Source organism: Streptomyces sp. NBC_00162, from assembly GCF_024611995.1.
In the GTDB taxonomy this organism is placed as follows: domain Bacteria; phylum Actinomycetota; class Actinomycetes; order Streptomycetales; family Streptomycetaceae; genus Streptomyces.
Window position 1 is genome coordinate 7,451,952 of sequence record NZ_CP102509.1, and the last position, 14,854, is coordinate 7,466,805.

The 14,854-nt window shown below is 74.7% G+C and carries 14 protein-coding genes; 6 read left to right on the plus strand and 8 right to left on the minus strand.

All coding sequences use genetic code 11. From position 1 onward, the window contains the following. Positions 1–54: 54 nt before the first annotated feature. Positions 55–558 carry a DUF6643 family protein gene (locus tag JIW86_RS34415; RefSeq protein ID WP_257557893.1) on the minus strand — a complete coding sequence of 168 codons (504 nt, stop codon included), beginning with the start codon at positions 556–558 and terminating at the stop codon, positions 55–57. Between the two features lie 246 nt (positions 559–804). Beyond that, positions 805–1,983 (minus strand): glycosyltransferase, encoded by a 1,179-nt coding sequence (locus tag JIW86_RS34420; protein ID WP_257557895.1) that lies wholly within the window; start codon positions 1,981–1,983, stop codon positions 805–807. 96 nt (positions 1,984–2,079) lie between these two features. On the opposite strand from JIW86_RS34420, the gene JIW86_RS34425 reads away from it, so the two are divergent. Next, positions 2,080–2,871 carry a glutamate racemase gene (locus JIW86_RS34425; protein ID WP_257557897.1) on the plus strand — a complete coding sequence of 264 codons (792 nt, stop codon included), beginning with the start codon at positions 2,080–2,082 and terminating at the stop codon, positions 2,869–2,871. A gap of 40 nt (positions 2,872–2,911) precedes the next feature. Here the strand turns inward: JIW86_RS34425 and JIW86_RS34430 are convergent, their stop codons facing one another. Beyond that, on the minus strand, positions 2,912–3,841 hold the full coding sequence (locus JIW86_RS34430) for an ADP-ribosylglycohydrolase family protein (protein WP_257557898.1): 930 nt from the start codon (positions 3,839–3,841) through the stop codon (positions 2,912–2,914). A 5-nt stretch (positions 3,842–3,846) separates the two neighbouring features. Then, positions 3,847–4,437 (minus strand): TetR/AcrR family transcriptional regulator, encoded by a 591-nt coding sequence (locus JIW86_RS34435; RefSeq protein WP_257557908.1) that lies wholly within the window; start codon positions 4,435–4,437, stop codon positions 3,847–3,849. Positions 4,438–4,551: 114 nt separating this feature from the next. Between JIW86_RS34435 and JIW86_RS34440 the strand changes: the two genes are divergently transcribed. The 4 genes from JIW86_RS34440 (at position 4,552) to JIW86_RS34455 (ending at position 8,441) form a co-directional block, all read left to right on the plus strand. Then, on the plus strand, positions 4,552–5,616 hold the full coding sequence (locus JIW86_RS34440) for an FAD-dependent oxidoreductase (RefSeq protein ID WP_257557910.1): 1,065 nt from the start codon (positions 4,552–4,554) through the stop codon (positions 5,614–5,616). Positions 5,617–5,727: 111 nt separating this feature from the next. Continuing rightward, entirely contained in the window at positions 5,728–6,243 is a 516-nt protein-coding gene (locus JIW86_RS34445) for a hypothetical protein (protein WP_257557912.1), read from the plus strand. Positions 6,244–6,273: 30 nt separating this feature from the next. Beyond that, complete coding sequence (gene lnt / locus JIW86_RS34450; protein WP_257557913.1) at positions 6,274–7,926, plus strand: apolipoprotein N-acyltransferase; 1,653 nt, start codon at positions 6,274–6,276, stop codon at positions 7,924–7,926. Positions 7,927–7,955: 29 nt separating this feature from the next. Further along, a complete protein-coding gene (locus tag JIW86_RS34455) occupies positions 7,956–8,441 on the plus strand; it encodes an NUDIX hydrolase (RefSeq protein ID WP_215148502.1) in 486 nt (161 codons plus the stop codon). Between the two features lie 17 nt (positions 8,442–8,458). Here JIW86_RS34455 and JIW86_RS34460 read toward each other — a convergent pair whose 3' ends face one another. Then, on the minus strand, positions 8,459–9,241 hold the full coding sequence (locus JIW86_RS34460; RefSeq protein WP_257557916.1) for a trypsin-like serine peptidase: 783 nt from the start codon (positions 9,239–9,241) through the stop codon (positions 8,459–8,461). A gap of 120 nt (positions 9,242–9,361) precedes the next feature. Next, positions 9,362–10,825 (minus strand): hypothetical protein, encoded by a 1,464-nt coding sequence (locus JIW86_RS34465; RefSeq protein ID WP_257559547.1) that lies wholly within the window; start codon positions 10,823–10,825, stop codon positions 9,362–9,364. Between the two features lie 160 nt (positions 10,826–10,985). Here JIW86_RS34465 and JIW86_RS34470 point away from each other — a divergent pair, with 160 nt between their 5' ends. Further along, entirely contained in the window at positions 10,986–12,275 is a 1,290-nt protein-coding gene (locus tag JIW86_RS34470) for an ATP-binding protein (protein ID WP_215148506.1), read from the plus strand. 286 nt (positions 12,276–12,561) lie between these two features. Here the strand turns inward: JIW86_RS34470 and JIW86_RS34475 are convergent, their stop codons facing one another. Then, a complete protein-coding gene (locus tag JIW86_RS34475; RefSeq protein WP_257557918.1) occupies positions 12,562–13,140 on the minus strand; it encodes a hypothetical protein in 579 nt (192 codons plus the stop codon). Next, positions 13,137–14,759: a serine/threonine-protein kinase gene (locus JIW86_RS34480; protein WP_257557920.1), complete on the minus strand. Its 1,623-nt coding sequence runs from the start codon at positions 14,757–14,759 to the stop codon at positions 13,137–13,139. Before JIW86_RS34480 ends, JIW86_RS34475 begins: the two co-directional genes overlap by 4 nt. Between the last annotated feature and the right edge of the window lie 95 nt (positions 14,760–14,854).

The following is a 14,854-nucleotide window of genomic DNA, read 5'->3' on the forward strand; positions in this document are numbered from 1 at the left end:
GGGGCATCCTGCCAGCCGCCCCCTCCACCGCCCCAGCGGGTTTCCGTGCCTCCGTCAGTAGCCGCGCCCCTGGTACGGACGGCCGTACGGGTCCTCGTACGCGGCGGCCGGCACCGGCGTGGGAGCCGCCATCGGGCGCGGGGCGGCCGGACGCATGGCCTCGTACCCGGTGGCCGCGGCGACCGGACGGGGCTGCTGCGGCTGGGGCTGCGGTACGTATTGGCCGCGGGCCATCTGTTGCTGCTGGGGGATGTACGGCGCGGGCGCGTGCTGCAGCGGCATCGGCTGCTGCGTGGCCTGCTGGTACGGGTAGCCGTACGCCGGTGCCTGCTGCTGCTGCGGCATGGCCGGGGGCAGCGCGGGCATGGACGACGCGAGGGCCGGCAGGTACCCACCGCTCGAATACCCGGCACTCGGGGACTCGTAGGCAGCCGGGACGCGGATCGGGGCGATCTGCGGAGTGCCGCGTTCGGCGACGAGGGAGTCGTAGATGGGGGTGTCCGGGAAGGACGGCGCGGAGTAGTAACCGCCGCCATAAGTGGAGCGGGGGGAGGTCATGGGACCTAAGTTAAGCCCACGACTTCACCGGGTCCATAGCGAGGTGTCGTCAATACCGCCCTGACCTGCATATTCGCAGGTCAGGGCCCCACCTTTCACTTGACGTTCACGTGCACGATTCGCCACTTCCACCCCGTCTTGTTCCCACTCGTACCTACCGGTTGTGCAGTGCACCGACTTGGTGCTGACGCAGCGTCACAAGCCGGTGACCTCGGATGACGGTGTTTCGGGCAGTAGTTCGCCGTTTCAGGCGTCGCTGGGACGGGCATAGGTTCGGCCCTTCCACGCCGCACCGCGCCCCCGGTAGTGCTGCACGGCCGAGTCGACGGTCATCAACAGGTACAGCAGCGCCGTGAACGGAAGCAGCGGAGCGAGCGCCACGGGCTGCCGGCAGTACCGCAGCATCGGCACGTAGGTGCCCGCCATCAGCAGCCAGGCCAGCCCGCCGGCCCACGCGGTGGCGGGGTGCCCGGCCGCGAGCCCGGACAGCAGGGTGGCCGGGGGCACGAGGTAGACGAGCACCAGGCCCGCGACCGTCCCGGCGAGCAGGAGCGGCTGATGGCGCAACTGCGCGTAGGCGCTGCGAGAGACCATCCGCCACAGGTCACCGAGCGCGGGGTACGGGCGCACGCTGTCGACCCGCTCCGCCAGGCCGAGCCAGATCCGGCCGCCGGAACGCTGGACGGCGCGGGCGAGGGACACGTCGTCGATGACGGCCTGGCGGATGACGTCGGGCACGCCCGCCCGGACGGCGGTCTCGGTGCGCAGCAGGACACAGCCGCCGGCGGCCGCCGCGGTGCGGGCGGTGGGGCGGTTGATCCGGCGGAAGGGGTAGAGCTGGGCGAAGAAGTACACGAAGGCCGGTACGACGAGGCGCTCCCACAGGCCGACGACGCGCAGCCGGGCCATCTGGGAGACGAGGTCGAGGTCGGCGGAGGTCGCGGCGCAGACCAGTTCGCGCAGGCTGTCGGGCTCGTGCGCGATGTCGGCATCGGTGAGGAGGAGGTAGTCGGGTTCGGTGGCGTGCGCGGTGCGGGCGAGCGCGATGCCGTGGCGCAGGGCCCAGAGCTTGCCGGTCCAGCCCGGGGCGGGGTCGCCGGGGGAGGTGACGGTGAGCGCGAGCCCGGGGTGCTCGCGGGCGAGGCGCAGGGCGAGGGCGCCGGTGCCGTCAGTGCTGCCGTCGTCGACCAGGATCACCTCGGCCTCGCCGGGATAGTCCTGGGCGAGGAGGGAGGGCAGGCTGCGGGGCAGCACCTCCGCCTCGTCCCGGGCCGGGACGACGACGGCGACGGAAGGCCAGCGGGCGGGGGCGGTGCGCGGGGGCAGTCGGACGTCGGTGCGCCAGAACATGCCCTGGGCGAGGGTGAGCCAGAGCCAGGCGGCGAGGGAGGCGTAGGCCGCGCAGGCGGCGGTGAGGGTGCCCATGGCGGCAGTGTGCCGGGCCCCGCGGGGTGTGTCGCGCATCCGGCCGCCGGTGTCCGCGTGGCGGGTCCGGCGGGAGCGTCGACTAAGGTGGGCGGGGTGAAGATCGCGCTCATGGACTCCGGAATCGGCCTTCTCGCGGCGGCCGCGGCGGTGCGACGGCTGCGGCCCGACGCGGAGCTGGTCCTGTCCTCCGACCCCGACGGGATGCCCTGGGGGCCGCGGACGCCCGCCGACCTCACCGGACGGGCGCTCGACGTCGCACGGGCCGCCGCCGCGCACCACCCCGACGCGCTGATCGTGGCCTGCAACACCGCCTCCGTGCACAGCCTGCCGACCCTGCGGGCGGCACTCGAGCCCGGGATCCCGGTCATCGGGACCGTGCCCGCGATCAAGCCCGCCGCGGCCGCCGGCGGGCGCGTGGCCATCTGGGCCACTCCCGCCACCACCGGCAGCCCGTACCAGCGCGGGCTGATCGGCGAGTTCGCCGCCGGGGTCCGGGTCACCGAGGTGCCGTGCCCCGGCCTGGCCGACGCCGTGGAGGCCGCCGCCGCCGACGCCGTGACGGCCGCCGTCGCCGCGGCCGCCGCGCTGACCCCGGCCGACGTCACCGACGTGGTGCTCGGCTGCACGCACTACGAGCTGGTCGAGACCGCCATCCGGGCCGCCCTGGCCGAGCGGACGCAGGGCGCCGAGCTGGTCTTCCACGGATCCGCCGAGCCCGTCGCCGTCCAGGCGCTGCGCCGGATCGGCGCCCGGCCGGAGCCCGGTCTGCCCGCCACCGGCGGCCTGACCGTCCTGCGCAGCGGGCGCCTCGGCGCGCTGCCCGCCGCCGCGCTCGGGTACGCGGAGGGGCGGCTGCTCGCGGGCCGGGGTGTCGTCGTCGGCTGACGCCGGTCCCGGCTGACGCCGGTTTCAAGAGGCGCCGGTTTCAAGGGGCGCCGGCGGAAGCGAGGCGCCGGGCGAGCGCGCGCAGATCGTCCGCGTCCAGGACCCGGTCCCCGAACCCGGGCAGCGGCACGTGCAGTGCGGCGCTCCAGTGACCGGGTATCTCCCGCTCCCCGTACCGGGCCCCGGCCAGGGCGCCGGTCACCGCGGCCACCGTGTCGGTGTCGCCGCCCAGGTCCACAGCGGCCCGGACCGCCTCCGCGAACCCGGTGGTCGTCCGCAGGGCCCACACCGCCGAGCCCAGGCAGGGCCACACCGCCCCGTTGAACTCGGTGGCCAGGCCGGGATGCCATTCGGGGTCGAGCACCCGGCCGTAGCGCTCGCGGTGGTCCGGATGCACCGCGCCGAGCGTGGCGGGGAGGGCGGCGAGCGGATCGGCACCATCGAGGGCCACCCGGACCAGCTCGTGCAGGATGGCCGTCCCTTCCCAGGCGGCGCGGTCGCCGTGCGTCAGCGCCGCGATCCGCCGGGCGGCGTCCATGGTCCCTTCGCGCCCGGCGCCCGCGAAGTACACGGCCGAGGTGGCCGCGCGCATCAGCGAACCGTTGCCCGCCGCCCGGGCGTTGACCTGGAAGTGCAGCGCCGCGGCGAAGTTCCAGGCCTCGCCGTTGGTCAGTACGTCCTCGGTCTGGAGCCCGATGTCCTTGGGGTGCCCGGCCGCCCAGCGCTGGAACCGGCCGAAGATGTCCGGGAGTTCGAGGCCGCCGTGCTCCAGCAGGGACTCGCCGACCAGGACCGCCATCTGCGTGTCGTCCGTCGCCTCGCCCGGATCCCAGCCGCCGCCTCCGCGCATCTCCTCCCCGCGCTCACCGAACTGCCCCGGCGGACCGAATTCGTACGGCGCGCCCAATGCGTCGCCCGCCGCCGAGCCCAGTACGGCGCCCACGGCGCGGTCGAGTCGGGTCGGCACCATGGTGGTCACTGTGTCTCCTCGGGGCAGATGGTGGCCAGCAGGCCGCGGGTGAAGGCGTCCAGATCGTCCAGGCCGGCGGCCGCCAGGGTGTCCGGGGCGCCGGCCAGCAGGTGCGGGAGGGCGCCGTGCAGGGCGAGGGTGAGCGCGCGGGCGTGCTCCGGACCGGCCGGCAGCCCGGCGGCGCGCAACAGGTGCGGGTACGCCGCGAAGTCCCAGGCGGCGATGGGGTCCAGCAGCTCGGCAAGCCAGGGCCGCCGCGTCGCCTCGGTCTGGAGCTCCAGATAAGCCAGCACACGGGCCCGGCCCGGCCCGGCCACATTCCGCAGCAGCCCCGCGAGCAGCGCCGCCAGCTCCTGCGCGTCGGACGGTCCGGGCCCGGCCCCCGCCAGCGCGGCGGCCAGCGCGCGGTACTGCTCCAGGCAGCGTTCGGCCACCGCCCGCAGCAGTGCGTCGCGGGTCGGGAAGTAGTTCTTGGCCGTACCCGTCGGCACGTCGGCGGCCGCGTCGACGGCCCGGTGCGTCAGCCCCCGCCCGCCCGCGTCCGCCAGTACGGCGATGGCCGCGTCCCGCAGCCGGTCCCTCCGGTCCTGATTCACCTTGCCAGCATAACCACATCCGTGGTACCACGAATGTAGTACCACGGCCGTGGTGGTCGTGGTGGGTCGAGGTCGTAGTCGCAGTCGGGGCGGCGACGGGCGGAGGAGCCTGGCATGAGGAGCGGGAGCAGGAGCAAGAGCAGGGCTGTCGTGGTGGGTGCGGGGGTCGGCGGGCTGGCCACCGCCATCGGCCTGCGGCGCGCGGGCTGGGCGGTGACCGTGCTCGAAGGCCGGACGGCGCTCGAACGCTACGGAACAGCCTTCGGCATCCACCCCACCGCCCAGGCCGCGCTCGAGCGGCTGGGCCTGGGCGAGGCGCTGCGGGCGCACGCCGTCCCGTACCGCGATGCCCGGATCCGGCGCCCCGACGGCATGGTGCTGGCCGCCCTCCCGCTCGAGCGGATCGAACGCAAGGCGGGCCGGCCCGAACTGCTCATAGCCCGCCCGCGCCTGATCGACGCCCTGCTCGCCGAGCTCGACCGGACCGGCGGTGCGGAGATCGTCTACGGGCGGCGCCTCACCGACCCGGCCGGCCTCGAGGCCGACCTCGTCGTCGGCGCCGACGGCATCAACAGCGCGGTCCGCACCGCGTACTTCGGCCGGACCAGCGGCCCCCGCGCGATCGGCTCCGTCGCCTGGATCGGCATCGCCGGATTCGAGACCGGCGTGTACGGCGAGACCTGGGGCGAGGGCCGCTTCTTCGGGATGACCCCCGTCGAGCCCGGCCGTACAAACTGGTACGCCACCGTCCCCGAGGCCACCACCGCCGACGAGCTGCGGGACGCCTTCGCGGGCTGGCACGATCCCATCCCTCGGGTCCTGGCGGAGACCGGCCCCGCCACCTGGATCCGGTACGAGATGCGCCACCTCCACCCGGCGCTGCCCGCCTTCGTCGCGGCCGGCCGGGTGGCCCTCGTCGGCGACGCCGCCCACGCCATGACCCCCAACCTCGGCCAGGGCGCCTGCACCGCCCTGCTCGACGCCGAGGCCCTGACCCGCGCCGTCGCCGAGATCGCAGCCGTCGGACCGGGCGGGCTGCCCGCAGCCCTGCGCGCGTACGACACCGAGCGCCGCCGCAGCGCCCAGCGGGTCGCCCTCGGCTCCCGGACCCTGCACCGCTTCGTGACCGCCCGCCACCCCGGCCTGCGTGACGCGCTGGTGCGCCTGCTCCCCGGCTAGAGGGCGCGTAGGACCTCAAGTTTGGTTCAGGTCAAGGGCGGGCAGGCGCGCGGTACGTCGACTGGGCGAGAGGCGGTGGCGCGCATGCGGAACGTGAGTACGCTGCTACTCATGACGGGTCACCCCCCGGGTCCGCTCTGGACGGGCCGGGCCTCCAACCGTGTGCAGTGGCTGCTCGCAGCGGCCGGTGCGGCCTGTCTGGCGCTCGGCGTCGAACTCGCCGTCGACAACGCCTGGACCGCCGGCATCGTCCCCCTGCTCATGGCCGTGGTCGGCTGCCTCGCCGCCGGGCTCCTCATCCTCTACGGCACCCTCGCCTTCGTGCACGTGGCCGTCACCGTCGACTCCGAGGCCCTCGAGGTCCGCTGCGGCCACATCGGTGTGCCGCGCCGCAAGATCCGCCTCGCGGAGGTGAGGTCCGCCGAGTTCATCCCCCGGATCAGCCCGCAGCACTGGGGCGGCTGGGGCTACCGCTGGCGCCCCGAGAGGGGCACCGCGGTCATCGTCCGCCGCGGCGAGGGCCTGGAACTGACGCTCGACGACGGGAAGCTCTTCACGGTCACCGTCGACGACGCCGAGAACGCCGTCCGGGTCATCCGCGCCCACCTGCGCGCCCTCGCCCGCTGACGCGGACGTACACGACGTACACTCCGCCAGATGAGCAGCAGTGTCACCCGCGCGGCCGGGAACGAGCCCGCGGACCCCTCCGCCGAAGCCCGGGCAGAAGTCGCCACGGAGCCCGCGGCACCCCCCTCCGCACACCCCGCCGCCCCCGCCGCCACCGCGAAGCGGAACGGTGCCTGGCTGGTGCGGGCCCTGTGCGCCGCCGTCGCCGGGGTGCTGCTCTACCTCAGCTTCCCGCCCCGCCCTCTGTGGTGGCTGGCGCCCCTCGCCCTCGCGCTGCTGGCCGGCTGTCTGCGCGGGCGCCGAGCCCGGGCGGGCTTCGGGCTCGGGTTCCTCGCCGGCCTCGGCTACCTGCTGCCGCTCCTCGTCTGGACCGGCGAGGAGGTCGGCCCCGTGCCCTGGCTGGCGCTGGCCGCCCTCGAGGCCGTCTTCATCGGCCTGACCGGGCTCGGCATCGCCCTCGTCAGCCGGCTCCCGGCCTGGCCGTGGTTCGCCGCCGCCGTCTGGGTCGCGGGTGAGGCGCTTCGGGCCCGCGTCCCCTTCGGTGGATTCCCCTGGGGCAAGCTCGCCTTCGGCCAGGCCGACGGCGTCTTCACCCCGCTCGTCGCGCTCGGCGGCACCCCGCTGCTCTCCTTCGCCGTCGCCCTCTGCGGATTCGGGCTGTACGAAGCCCTGCGCACCGCCCTCGACCACCCCCGCCGGGCAACCGCCGCGCTGGCCGCGCTCACCGTCGTCGCCCCCATCGGCGCCGCTCTCGCCGCCCGGCCGCTGGTCTCCGACGCGGCCGAGGACGGCGCCGTCGTGGCCGCCGTCATCCAGGGCAACGTGCCGCGTCTGGGCTTCGACTTCAACGCCCAGCGCCGCCAGGTCCTGGACAACCACGCCAAGCGCACCGAACAGCTCGCCGAGGACGTCAAGGCGGGCCGCGTCCCGAAGCCCGACTTCGTGGTCTGGCCGGAGAACTCCTCCGACCTCGACCCGTACTCCCAGCCCGACGCCTACGCCGTCATCGACAAGGCGGTCAAGGCCATCGGCGTGCCCGTGGCCATCGGCGCCGTGGTGGCCCCCGAGACCGGTCCGCTGCGCAACACGATGATCCTCTGGGACCCGGTGAAGGGCCCCACCGAGACCTACGACAAGCGCAAGATCCAGCCCTTCGGCGAGCGCATCCCGATGCGCTCCGTGGTCCGGCTCTTCAGCTCCGACGTGGACCGGGTGCGCCGCGACTTCGGCCCCGGCAAGGACCCCGGCGTGTTCGACATGGCCGGAAGCGGCATCGGCATGGTCACCTGCTTCGAGGCCGCCTTCGACGACGCCGTCCGCTCCACCGTCCGGGACGGCGCCCAGGTCATCGCCGTACCCAGCAACAACGCCACCTTCGGCCGGAGCCAGATGACCTACCAGCAGCTCGCCATGGACCGGATCCGCGCCGTCGAGCACAGCCGGACCGTCCTCGTACCGGTCACCAGCGGGGTGAGCGCGGTGATCCGCCCCGACGGGACCATCGTGCGGCAGACGGAGATGTTCACCGCGGACGCGCTGGTCACCGAGATCCCGCTGCGTTCCACCGAGACCCCCGCGACCAGGCTCGGACCGCTGCCCGAGTACGCGCTGCTCGTCCTCGCCGCGGCCGGGTTCGGCTGGACCCTGACCCGCCGGATCCGCGCCCGCCGGGCCGCGGCGTAAGGGGCCGGTCGGGGCCGTAGGGTCGGGGGATGACCACACCCGATTTCATCCGCGAGATCCGCGCCACCGCCGGGCACCGGCTGCTCCTGCTGCCCGGCGTCACGGCCATCGTCGTCGACGACCGGGGCCGGGTGCTGCTCGGCCGGCGCTCCGACACCGGACGGTGGTCCGTGGTCGGCGGAATCGCGGAACCGGGGGAGCAGCCCGCCGAGACCGCCGTGCGCGAGGTGTACGAGGAGACCGCCGTGCGGTGTGTACCCGAGCGCGTGGTCCTCGTCCAGATGCTCGCCCCCATCACCTACCCCAACGGCGACGTCTGCCAGTTCCAGGACATCACCTTCCGCTGCCGGGCGACCGGCGGCGAGGCGCGCGCGAACGACAGCGAGTCGCTGGAGGTGGCCTGGTTCGAGGTGGACGCGCTGCCGCCGCTGGAGCAGTTCGCCCTGGACCGCATCCACCGAGCCCTGCGCGACGAGCCGACCTGGTTCGAGGTCCCGGTCGGGATCACGGAGTAGTCCGCACGGCGGCGGAGTCAGCCGGCGTCCGAGGCCTCGCGGTAGAGCTCCACCGCCTGGTCGCCCATCAGCGCGCTGTACGAGACCTCCGGCACGGTGCCGCCGCCCTCGTGGCCGCCGAGCACCCCGGCCAGGGCGCCGTCCACCAGCCAGGGGCTGCCGCTGGTGCCGCCGCTGAGGTCCGGGCACTCGATGCGGCGCTGGGTCTGCGAGAACAGGGCGGTGGTGTTGGCGCAGCGCAGCGGAGCCTCCTCGCTGCGCGGGTACCCGATGACGGTCACCGTGGCCTCGGCCGGCTGCTCCGCGGCGACCGGGAAGCCGCCGACGAGGTCCTCGACCGGCTCGGACCGCCCGCCGTCCACCGGGGCCACGGTCGCGAAGGCGATGTCGTCGTCCGGGTCCTCGCCGTCCGTCCAGCCCGGGGCCACGTACACGCCCGTGAGCTTCCACGTACCATACGGGGCCTCGCCGTCCCGGTAGCCCGGTGCGAACACGGTGGTGTCAGGGTCGTCCAGGCAGTGCGCGGCGGTGGCGATGACATCGCGGTCGTCGCTGCGCACCACCGCGGCGGTGCAGAAGTGCCCGCCGTCGAGCCCTCCCGCGAACAGCGCGCCCACCCGGTCCGCCGTGGCGTCCGGCACGGCCTGCGCGGTGACGCCGAGCGGCGGCTCGGCCGCGGCGTCGGGCACGTCCACACTGAGCAGCGCGGCCATCGCGGCCAGCGCCGCCAGGATCCGGAACGCCCGCCGGGCATGAGCACGGCCGACCGCTCGGGGCTGGGGGAGCATGCGGTGGATCATGTCTCGACCCTGCCCGGCGAACCTATGTCCGGAGCCCGTTATTCCGTATGAATCAGCTGTGAATCCGGTGCACGCGGTGTGAAGCCCCTGCGGGCGGGCCGGGTGCTGCCCGCACGAGCTCTACCCGAGACGCTCGTACACGGTCACGCGGCGGCCCCGGACCTGCCGGTCCTCCACCACCGTGAACCGCTCCCGCAGGACGGCGGCTTTCGCCTTGTCGCGCTCCGCCGACGCCGGCTTGGCGACCTTCGCCGCGTCCGTGACCAGCAGCACCCGCCGCTGACCGAGCAGCGCCGCCCGGATCCCGGCCGGATCGGACTCCTCGCCCTTGAGGGTGTCCGAGGCGACGGGGGTGCTCGCCAGGGCGATGTCGGCCAGGCCGGTGAAGGCGTCGGGGGAGACCAGCGCGGTGTCCCGGCGGGCGGCCGGGACGAACAGCACCGCGTCCCCGTCCCGCTTCAGCCGTGCCACCTCCCCGGCCACGGCCAGGACGTCGTCGACCCGGCTCGCCGGGGCCCGCTTGCCCAGCTCCACCGGCAGCAGGGCCAGGGCCGCGACCCCGACCACGCCGGGCACGAGCAGGTCCGCCGCCGTGGGGAAGCGGGGCGCGCAGGCCCGTACGGCAGCGCCCAGCGCGGCGCCGATCAGCAGCGCCAGGCCCACCATGGAGAACAGCACGTACCGGTCCAGGAACAGCGGCTGGACCAGCGACAGCCCGGCCAGCCCCAGCTGGGGCACCGCCAGCAGCGGCAGCCCGACCGCCGCCGCCGACAGCCGCGCCCGGTCGGGGCGGTCCGCCCACGCGCCGAGGCCGCCGATCGCGAGGAGGATTCCCGGCCCGATCAGCATGTGCCAGGTCAGCGGCGGTATCCACGACACCTGGTCGGACTGTCCCCGGCTGAACAGGATCAGCGGCAGCGCCCCCGCCACCGCGCCCGCACCGTACGCCGCCCAGCGCAGCCACACCCCGCGCCCGGCCCGCACCCACCACAGCGTCACGGCGTGGGCGGGCAGGATCAGCAGCGACAGCCAGTTCAGCAGGGCGCAGACCAGCACGGTGATCCCGTACGCCGTCCAGCGCGGCCAGGCCCGCCGCCCGGGCCGGCCGGGCTGCTGGGACAGCAGCGACACCAGCAGCAGGGTCGACAGCCCGGCTCCGGCCGCGACCAGCGCGTACGGCCGGCCCTCCTGGAGGTAGAACTGCACGGCCGGCAGCAGCCCGAGGGCCAGCCCGGCGCCGAGCCCCGCCCAGAACCCGGCGAGGCGCCGCCCGATCAGCGCCACGCACGCCGCGGCGGCGGCGACCGCCAGCACGGACGGCAGCCGCAGGGTCGTCGTACTCGCCCCGAAGACCCCGAAGAGGCCGTGCATCAGCAGGTAGTACAGCCCGTGCACGGCGTCGACGTTCCCGAGCATGGCCCAGATCTCGCCCGCCGGCCGCCCGGCCACCTGCCAGGTCGCCGCCTCGTCCCGCCACACGCTGTCCTGGCGGGAGAGCCCCCACAGTCCGAGCGCCAGGGTCCAGAGGAACGGGACGAGCCAGGTGAGATGCCCGCGTCGGGCCGCGGATATGTGGCAAAGCATGAAGGTGCTGGGATCCTCGGTCTGGTGTTCGGGCGGAAGCCACCAGTCTATGGACGACACGGACGGTTTCCGGACCGGCTGTTGTGCACCGCGGAGCGTGATCGTCCCGCCCGCCCGCGCCTAGCCTCGCCGCAGGAGCACGAACGAGGGGCGGTACCCGGTGAACTGGCTCATCCACGACTACCGCGAGAGCGATCTCGCAGCGGTGGTCCACCTGATCGACACCACAGCCGAACTCGGCCAGGAGTCCGTCTTCTCGCTCGCCGAGTGCATCAGCGCCCTCACGGACCGGCAGCCCTGCGTGGTCGCCGTCCACCAGGGCGTGCCGATCGGCGCGGCCCTCGCCTGCGTCACCGGGGAGCGCGCCTGGGTGATGCGCATCGCGATCGCCGCGGGCTGGCGCGGCCGGGGCCTGGCCAGCGCCCTCCTCGTCGAGCTGGAGCGGCGGCTCATCGCGGCCCGCGTCGGCCGCATCGCGTACGTCCTTCCCGAGGAGGACCTGCTCGGCGAGGGGCTGCTCAACGCCGGGTACACCCGGCAGCCCGCCGTCGCCTACTTCGAGAAGACCGAGCCGCTGCACGGACCGGCCGCGGGCCTCCTGGACGACCTCGGCGGCCGCTTCCTGCCCAACGACCTGTGGGCCAAGGTCGCCGGCATGGAGCGGGAGAAGGACCTCATCGAGCGCCGGGTGGTGCTGCCGCTCGCCGAACCGGAGCGGGCCGCCTCGCACGGTGTGCGGCCGCCGCGCGCCATCACCCTCTTCGGGCCGCCCGGCACCGGCAAGACCACCTTCGCCCGGGCCATCGCCTCCCGGCTCGGCTGGCCCTTCGTGGAACTGCTGCCCTCCCGGCTCGCCGACGAGGGCAACCTGGCCGCCGCGCTGCGCGACGCCTTCGCCCGGATCGCCGAGCTGGAACGGGTGCTCGTCTTCATCGACGAGGTCGAGGAGATCGCGCCCGTGCGCACCGAGCCCGCACAGCCCGGCGGGATCCACGGGGTGACGAACGAGCTGCTCAAGCTGATACCCGGCTTCCGCGAGGGCGACGAGCGGCTGCTGGTCTGCGCCACCAACTCCATCCGCTCCCTCGACCCGGCCTTCCTGCGGCCCGGGCGCTTCGACTACCTGATCCCGATCGGCACCCCGGACGCCGGGGCCCGCGCCGCGATCTGGTCCCGCTACACGGCGGGCCGCGCGGACGTCGACGTGGCGGCGCTGGTGGCGGCGACCGAGCTGTTCACCCCGGCCGACATCGAGCACGCGGCGCGGATCGCGGCGCAGGTGTCCTTCGAGCGGGACCTGGAGGCGGTGGGCGTGCGGGGCGCGGCGGCCGCCCAGCTCGGCGCGAGCACGGAGGACTACCTGGCGGCGGTCCGGCAGTGCCGGCCGACGGTGACCCCGGCGATGACGGGCGAGTTCGAGGCGGACATCACCGCCCACGCCCGGTTCTGAGCTCCGTCCCCCGGTTGCGGCGGGGGACGGGCCGGCCGAACGGCCGGACGCGAAATGGCCCGCGGTCACTCCCCAAAGCGGCCGCGGGCCTCCCGCGTGGACTTGGCATCCGTGCGGGACGGCCACGCTCCGGTTGGGGTGTTCGCCGGCTGGAACGTGACACGCAGGGGCGCCGGAGGACGTTCCTGAGCGTCCTCGTCAACACCAGCGAGTCAACCAGCGGGCACGGTGCCCCCGCTTCGGCCGGACGGCCACGGCCTGCCCGGCCGAAAGGCCTAGCGGCCCGCTACGGGGAGCAGCGGTACGTGAACTCCACCGCGGCCGTCCGCTGCCCGGGCGCCAGCAGTTCGAGCTCGGCCTTCGCGGGGTAGGTGCCCGTGCCCCGGAAGGTCCACAGCAGATGCAGCCGGGCCTCCCGCTGCCCGCGCGGCACCCGCTCGGTCAGCCGTTCGGAGTGCGTGCCGTCGCTGCGCAGCCACCGGTAGGTGAGGGTCCCCGGGCGCCCGTTGGTCCGTACGACGGCCACCACGTCGGCCGCCGCATCGCAGGCCGGGCCCTGGGGATCGGTGCTCACGGCCACGTCCCGGACCTCGATGGCGGGCCCGAAGCGCTGCCACCCGAGGTACGAGAGGACCGCGAGCAGGACGACCGCGGCGAGGGTGTAGCGCCGCCATCCGCCGGATCCGCGGCGCTCCGGCGCCGGCGGGACGGTCACCGGGAACGGCGCGGGCATCGAGGCCGTCACGCCGGGCCCGAACCGCAGGACCGATCCCTCGATCCGGTCGGGCACGGCCTCCTGCGGCTGCGGAGGACCACTGATCCAGTGGCTGCCGAGGACGGTGGCGCTGTAGTCGTCGTCGCTCATCGGATCTGGCACCTCGAAAGCCATACCTGGTCGGTCTGGGAGCCGTTGCCGGCGGCCGGCTTGGTCGTGACGCGCACGCCCCAGTAGCAGCCCTGGCCGGAGAAGGTGTGCCTCCGGACGAGCGTCCCGCCGCCCGGCTGGTAGGTCAGGGTGTCGGCGCGGCCGTCCGCCGCGCCGAGCACGCCGGACTGGTTGCTGCTGAACCACTCCACGGTGACCGTCACCGGAGCGGTGCCCTTCGCGTCGATCGAGATGCTCGCCTCGCCCACCGTGAAGTCCGCCTGCCGCAAGTCCACCTTGATCGCCCCGACCACCACCGTCGGCCTCGTGGTCGGCGGCTGCGTGGTCGGCGGCACGGTCGTCGGGCCGGTCACCGTCGGCGTGGCCGCTGGGGAGGAGCCCGGGCTCGCCGAAGGCGACGGGGAGGCGGAGGCGGAAGCGGACGGCGACGCGGACGCGGACGCGGAGGACGATACGGACGGTGAAGGCGAGGGCGAGGGCGAGGGCGAAGAGCCCGGCGCGGGCGTGGGGAAGCCGCCGCCCGGGGCCGGGCTGGTCGTCGCGAACGCGGTCACCGCCGCGGCCCCGCCCAACTGCTCACCGGCCGCCTGCGCCGCGAACACGATCATCGCCCCGAGCACCAGGGCCACACCCGCGGCCACGGCGCCGCGGCGGCCCGGCAGCCAACTGCTCGCCGGCGGCGTCAGCGTGGTCGACGCCAGGGCCGTGGTCCCCGACGCCGGAGCGCCCGAGGAGGGGAACAGCAGAGGCAGCAGCGCCGCCAGCGCCGCCAGCTTGCGCTGGCCGCGCTCCTCCCAGTCCGGCCCGTACGCGGCCTGCGCCACGTCCTCCAGCTCCGCGACGAACGCCTGCGCGTTCTCGGGCCGCTGTTCCGGGGCCTTGGCCAGGCCCCGCCGGATCAGCGGGCGGACCGGCTCCGGAGCCTCGCCCTCCGGCACCGGCGCCTCGATGTGCTGGACCGCGAGCTCCGCGAAGTTCTCCCCGCCGAAGGGCTTGTGGCCGGTCAGGCACTCGAAGAACGTCGCCGTCGCCGCGTACACGTCGGCTGCGGGCGAGGCCGGCCGTCCCTGCCACTGCTCGGGTGCCATGTAGGCGGGGGTTCCGGCCACACCCGGCGTGGTGCCGCGGTTCGCCGCGATCCCGAAGTCCACGAGGCGTGAGGATCCGTCCGCCGCGACCAGGACGTTCTCCGGTTTGTAGTCGCGGTGGACGACGCCGGCACGGTGCGCGTCGGCGAGCCCCAGCAGGGAGCCCTTCAGCACCACGAGCGCGGCCTCGGGACCGGTCTGCCCGGACTGCTTGAGCAGGGCGCGCAGGGAGATCCCGTCGACCAGTTCCATCACGATGGCGGCGCCGCCCGGCGCCTCCACGTACTCGTACAGCCGCACCACGTACGGGGAGTGGAGAGCGCCGAGGAGCCGGGCCTCGGCCCGGAACTCCCCGACGAACGCGGGGTCCTCGCGCAGCCGGTCGCTGAGGTACTTCACCGCGACCGCCGTGCCCGTCGCCTGATGGACGGCGAGTACCACGCGACCGCTGGCGCCCGAGCCCAGTTCCCGGACCTCCGCATAACCGGGCACTGCCCATGCGCTCTTCATCGTCTGCCCCCGTCCATGACGTCACCGTGCCCAGGCCCCGCAGCCGGGTCGTCCCTCGACCGGCCACCCCCAGGGACACGGTTTCCGCCGTGGCC

What these genes read in the sequence shown, in the direction of transcription:
- JIW86_RS34460 (WP_257557916.1), bottom strand. Translation starts at nt 9,241, where the DNA reads ATGATCCACCGCATGCTCCCCCAGCCCCGAGCGGTCGGCCGTGCTCAT.
- JIW86_RS34430 (WP_257557898.1), bottom strand. Translation starts at nt 3,841, where the DNA reads ATGGTGCCGACCCGACTCGACCGCGCCGTGGGCGCCGTACTGGGCTCG.
- JIW86_RS34480 (WP_257557920.1), bottom strand. Translation starts at nt 14,759, where the DNA reads ATGAAGAGCGCATGGGCAGTGCCCGGTTATGCGGAGGTCCGGGAACTG.
- JIW86_RS34420 (WP_257557895.1), bottom strand. Translation starts at nt 1,983, where the DNA reads ATGGGCACCCTCACCGCCGCCTGCGCGGCCTACGCCTCCCTCGCCGCC.
- lnt (WP_257557913.1), top strand. Translation starts at nt 6,274, where the DNA reads ATGAGCAGCAGTGTCACCCGCGCGGCCGGGAACGAGCCCGCGGACCCC.
- JIW86_RS34415 (WP_257557893.1), bottom strand. Translation starts at nt 558, where the DNA reads ATGACCTCCCCCCGCTCCACTTATGGCGGCGGTTACTACTCCGCGCCG.
- JIW86_RS34440 (WP_257557910.1), top strand. Translation starts at nt 4,552, where the DNA reads ATGAGGAGCGGGAGCAGGAGCAAGAGCAGGGCTGTCGTGGTGGGTGCG.
- JIW86_RS34455 (WP_215148502.1), top strand. Translation starts at nt 7,956, where the DNA reads ATGACCACACCCGATTTCATCCGCGAGATCCGCGCCACCGCCGGGCAC.
- JIW86_RS34445 (WP_257557912.1), top strand. Translation starts at nt 5,728, where the DNA reads ATGACGGGTCACCCCCCGGGTCCGCTCTGGACGGGCCGGGCCTCCAAC.
- JIW86_RS34465 (WP_257559547.1), bottom strand. Translation starts at nt 10,825, where the DNA reads ATGCTTTGCCACATATCCGCGGCCCGACGCGGGCATCTCACCTGGCTC.
- JIW86_RS34475 (WP_257557918.1), bottom strand. Translation starts at nt 13,140, where the DNA reads ATGAGCGACGACGACTACAGCGCCACCGTCCTCGGCAGCCACTGGATC.